The sequence below is a fragment of the Streptomyces sp. NPDC001393 genome, from assembly GCF_053597455.1.
In genome coordinates this window covers 1-4,816 of record NZ_JBSFIH010000130.1, presented here as the reverse complement: position 1 = coordinate 4,816, position 4,816 = coordinate 1, and the positions used below count along the sequence as shown (strand labels likewise).

The following is a 4,816-nucleotide window of genomic DNA, read 5'->3' as shown; positions in this document are numbered from 1 at the left end:
GACCAACGAGGCTCCCGAGCTGCTGAGTTGAGACGTCGAACACCTCTCTCAACGGAACGGGAGCCTCGTGCGTTGCGGGCGCCGGCCTCGTCACCTATCCGGTGGCCGCTCTGAAAGAGCTCAGTGACATGGGAACCTGGCACAGAGCGGTGATCCTGTCCTGTTCGCGGCACACCACGGCCAGGTGGAAGGCGCTGATCCAGGAGCCCGGGGTCACGTGCCACTACGGGCCGGTGGCTTGGAGTGTGCGGTCCTTGTGCGCGATGCGGCACTGCACCTGGTCCTCGGTGGTTGTCGCCGCGGCGAACACGGCGGATCCGACCTGCATCGCGGTGACCCAGGCGTTCCAAGTCGGGTAGATCGCTGCCCGTGGGTCCAGCAGGCACTGCGACTTGGCCAGGGTGAGCGTGACCTGCTGTGCATCGCCCAGCCTGGTGGAGCGCTCCTCCAGACCGTCGATCAGCTTCTGCGTGTTCTTCTGAAGGACAGCGAGGCCCTCTTCCGCGTGCTCCGTGGGAAAGGGGTGCCGGGGAAGGGGCGAGACCAACGTGTTCTCCGTGGAAGGTATTGAAGTGTGTCCGCTACGTATGGAACTCGCCCACCCACGTGCCCTTGACCAGGTGCTTGGGGAGGTACTCGGACTCGACCTCGATGGGGAAGCCCGCGTCGTGCGCCAGGCAGGCCATGGCCAGCGGGCCGACGGCCACGAGGCCCCGGGCGTCCCTGGTGCGTCCCTCGTCCGTGGTCCAGTACTGCTTGTGCAGGGCGAGGGCGTTGGCCAGGGACTGGTTGAAGCGCTCGTGGTCGGACGTGATGAAACGGTGGAACAGGTCGACGACCGGCCAGAGGATCCTGGTAGTGGCTTCGGGCCCGGCGATCGGGGCTGCCTCGGGTGCAAGGCCCTGGGCGGCTTCGAGCAACCTGTCGCCGAGATCCGGCCGGCTCAGCCAGTACGCCCGCAGCGTCTCCACCCACGGGTAGACGTAGGCGTCGTATTCGGCACCCGACTCCTGCAGCAGGGACAGCGGAATCTGGCACAGCGCGTCCAGCTTGTCCTTGTCCCGGCAGATCACCGACAACATGAAGACGGTGAGCCAGTTCCCGGCGTCCACCCACGGCTGTGGACCCGTGGCGGGAATGGACCGCACCTCGTGATGGATGAGGCACGACACGCTCGGTTCGGTCGTGTCCGCCGCGGCGAACATCGCCGAACCGGACTGCATGGCCGTTACCCACGCCTCCCACGTCTCCAGCCATTCCGCCGTGGGATCGGCTGCCGCTCGCTCCTGCGCCAGGAGGAGGGAGTCGGACAGGGCGTCTTTGACCGCCATCGGGGACTTCTGAAGGTCCTCCAGGGCCCAGACGATCTCCTCGCTGAGCACAGGCTCACGCTCTGGGATGTCTTCCCTGCCGAAGATGTGCCGGGGCACGGAGAGCACCACTGGCGTCCTTCCCTGCAGAGACTGGATTTCGAACTTTCCGGAGTTGGTCACGAGGGCTGCTCTGAATCCCCTATGAGCTCCTCCAGGGGAATTCCAGCCAGTGACCTCTCGTCGATCGCTGGTGTCAGATGGACTCGTGCCGGGCAATGAGTGACCTCGCCACCATCCGTAGGCTCAGATCTCGAACTCGCCGAGCCAGTCGCGCTGGAGGAGGTGTTTGGGCAGGTAGTCCGATTCCACCTCGATCGGAATGCCGCCGTCGTAGGCGAGGCAGGCGATGGCGAGTGGGCCGAGAGAGATGCGTCCTTCGGGATCCGTGGCCCGGTCTTCGTCGGCCGTCCAGTAGTCCTTGTGGAGTTCCAGGGCTTCTACGAGGGCTTGGTTGAAGCCGTCATGGTCCTTGCGAAGGAAGCGGTGGAAGAGGTTGATCGGGGGGTAGAGCACCTTTTGCAGTAGGTCACGGGGGGCGATCGAGGCAACATTGGGGTGCGAGCCCTCCATAGTGGCGATGAGCTCGTCCACAAGGCCGGGTCGCTGCAGCCAGTACGCCTGCAGGGCGGCGACCCAGTGGTAGATGTACTCGTCGTAGGAGCCCTCGGGCGAGCGCAGTCGGGTGACTGGAATGTCGCAGAGTTGGGTCATGCGCTTCTGGTCGCGGCACACGATGGCGAGCCAGAAGGTTGTGAGCCAGTTTCCCGCGTCGGCGTACGAGCGAGGTCCGAGTACCGGAACCTGTCGGATCTTGTGGTTGATGCGGCAGTCGACGGCACCCTCGGTCTGCCCGGTCACTGCGAACAGCGCCGAGCCGACCTGTAGCGCACTGACGGTTGCCTCCCACGTTTCGAGCTGGGCCGCGTCAGGATCCACGGTGCACCGAGCCTGCAGATGCAGCAGGGCTGTGCTGAACATGAAGTCGATCTTGCCGGGGTGCCGCTCGATCTTCTCCGCGTCCGCGGCGACGTCTTCACCGAGCGCCTCGGCCCAACTCGCGGAGTTGGGACCGGGCCCTCCGTGTCGGGCGATCGTGACGGTCACGGCATGCTCCTGTCGGTGATGTCGAACTTCTTCACGCTGTAACCAGCGTACTCGCCAGCATTCTTCTGCCCCCTGACGACGATGTAGTCGAGCTTCTTGTGGTCCAATGCGTCTTCGAGCTCCCGCGCAAGACGCTGTTCTGCTGGGTTGGTCTCACCGCGCTTCTTCATCTCGCGGATGATGTCCAAGAAGTATTCCCTGGTTCCCTGCGAGACTCGCCTTCCGCTGGGCAGATTGCGCGCCCCAAGATCCGTGGTAACGCTGCTCTTGGCTTCCACGACAACGAAGCCGCCGTCCTCACGCCGCCAGACCTGGTCGAACTGGTCGTTGCCGTTCAACGGACCGTCCAAAGGTTCCCGAGTGGCGTTCGGGTAGTGCTCCGGGATGACGTGGTGCTCGGCGATGGCCTCCCCGTATGCCTCCGCGTGATCACGCATGTCGCGGTGAGCGGATTTGTATTCATTTGTGCGCTCAAGCCGGTCGAGATCCGTCTCGGGCGTGGGGTTGTGCTTGTGGGCCTCGATAGCCTCGCCCTTGTGCTTTCCGGCTGCCGTGTCGTAGCCGATGGCGTGGTGGCGATTGGCTGCAGCCTCATCGAGCTTCTTGACGGCCTCGTGGCTGGCAGTCTCTCGGCCCCCCTTGATTTCATCGCCCAAATAGTGCGGCTGGAGGGGCTCCGGCGCGTCCTTCACCGACACCCACGGGTGCTGCGGCGACTCCCGGGTGAGCTGGGGAGGCCTCGTCCCGCTCTCGTCGACGAACTTCAGGTTCTTCCGGTTGCCGTTGGACTTGTAGAACTCCTCGAAGTAACCGGGCTCGTGGTTGGCGCGGTAGACCTGGATGTCGTGGATCTGCTTGTCGGTGAGCGAGCCCTCAGGCCCGTACGGGTTGTCGCCGTCGTGCATGAAGCTGGGGCGAGCGTCGTGCGCGGGTGTACCGGCATCCGACCCGGACGAGGCGTGGTCACCTGCTCCAGGTACATCGTCGCCGAGGCCGCTCCCGCCCGTAGGCGGCTCGCCACCGTGCCCAGGCACATGGGTGTCGCCGCTGTGGCCCGGCAAGTCGTGACTGGGGGTGCCGGGGCCGCCGGTGTGGCCGCCCGGCGAGTGCTCGCCCGCCCCGGAACCGGGCACAGGGTGGTCCGTCGTGCCGGCGGGGACGTGAGTGTCGACGCTGTTCGTCGGCATGTGGGTGTCGGCTCGGCCGCCCGGAAGGTGGTCGGCGGCTCCGCCCGGAAGGTGGTCGGCCGTGCCACCGGGGAGGTGGTCGCCCAGGCCGTTGCCCGGCAGATGGCCGCCGCCGGGCAGGTGGTCGCCGGCGTGGACGCCGGGTATGTCTCCGCCCGCGTGGACGCCGGGTGTCGTCGGGACGTGCTCGCCGGTGCGGCCGGTGTCGCCGAGGTTGGTGTCCAGGCTGTTGCCGAGGTTGATGTGGTCGCCGGCGTGGGCGGCGGTGTCGGCGGTGTGGGTGGTCGCACCGACCAGGGCGGGTTCCCTGGCCGGGGTGGGGGTGTGGGGGGTGTCCGGGGTGGTGTGGGGCTGGGTGGTGATGTCCGGGGGGCCGCCCTGGTGGTGCATGAGCACGTTGCCGCGCTCGTCGACGATGTTGCCGTCCTTGTCGGCGAACAGCTGCGGCTCGCCCTCGGGGGTGTGCAGGGGGTCGGTGCCCGCGGGGTGCAGGGGTGCGTCGTGGGGCAACTGCACCGTGCCGTTGGGCAGTTCGATGCCGCCCTTGGGGAGCGGTGCGCCCTCGGGGAGGTGGACGGTGCCGTCGGGCAGGTGGACCGTTCCCTCGGGGAGGGTGATGGCGTTGTCGGGGAGGGTCGGGATGTCGATCTTTCCGGCGCCCTTGAGGGCCTTGGTGATGTCGCCGATCTTGGACAGGCCCGCGCCCGCACCCTTCATGACATACGTCATCGGGTCGATGAACTTGCCGACCTTGCCCGCCACCGAGATCGCCTTGGCCACCGCGCCGGCCTTGCCCGCACCGGCCAGGGCGGCACCCTCACCACCGGTGAAGACCGTCGTCAGCACGTTGAACGTGACCCCACCGGCCGCGCGGGCGGGGTTCTTGCCCCACTCGTCCCACGCCAGCAGCGCCTTGCCGGTCTGCTTCATCGTGTTGCGTGACTCACGCAGCCAGGACGGCATGTACTTGTCCGGCGTCGCCCAGAACAACGCCCCCAGGAACGGGTTCGACATGAACGCCAGGCCGGTGGCGAGCTGGGCCAGGCCCTTCCAGGCTTGCTTCATCGCGTCCCAGCCCTGGAAACCCACCAGCGTGCCCAGGCCCTTGATCGTGCCCCAGATACCGTCCACGCAGATGCCGTCCCACAGGAA

Annotated in this window: 4 protein-coding genes; all 4 read right to left on the bottom strand. The window is 66.8% G+C overall.

All coding sequences use genetic code 11. The features are described from left to right. Window positions 1–223 precede the first annotated feature (223 nt). Window positions 224–547 (bottom strand): Imm49 family immunity protein, encoded by a 324-nt coding sequence (locus ACWC2T_RS45665; RefSeq protein WP_450676190.1) that lies wholly within the window; start codon window positions 545–547, stop codon window positions 224–226. 34 nt (window positions 548–581) lie between these two features. After that, complete coding sequence (locus ACWC2T_RS45660; protein ID WP_450676189.1) at window positions 582–1,439, bottom strand: immunity 49 family protein; 858 nt, start codon at window positions 1,437–1,439, stop codon at window positions 582–584. A gap of 177 nt (window positions 1,440–1,616) precedes the next feature. Beyond that, window positions 1,617–2,477, bottom strand: a complete 861-nt coding sequence (locus ACWC2T_RS45655) for an immunity 49 family protein (protein ID WP_450676188.1) — start codon at window positions 2,475–2,477, stop codon at window positions 1,617–1,619. After that, the coding region (locus ACWC2T_RS45650) for a hypothetical protein (protein ID WP_450676187.1) at window positions 2,474–4,816 on the bottom strand (2,343 nt) is incomplete at its 5' end. The genes ACWC2T_RS45655 and ACWC2T_RS45650, both read right to left, overlap by 4 nt.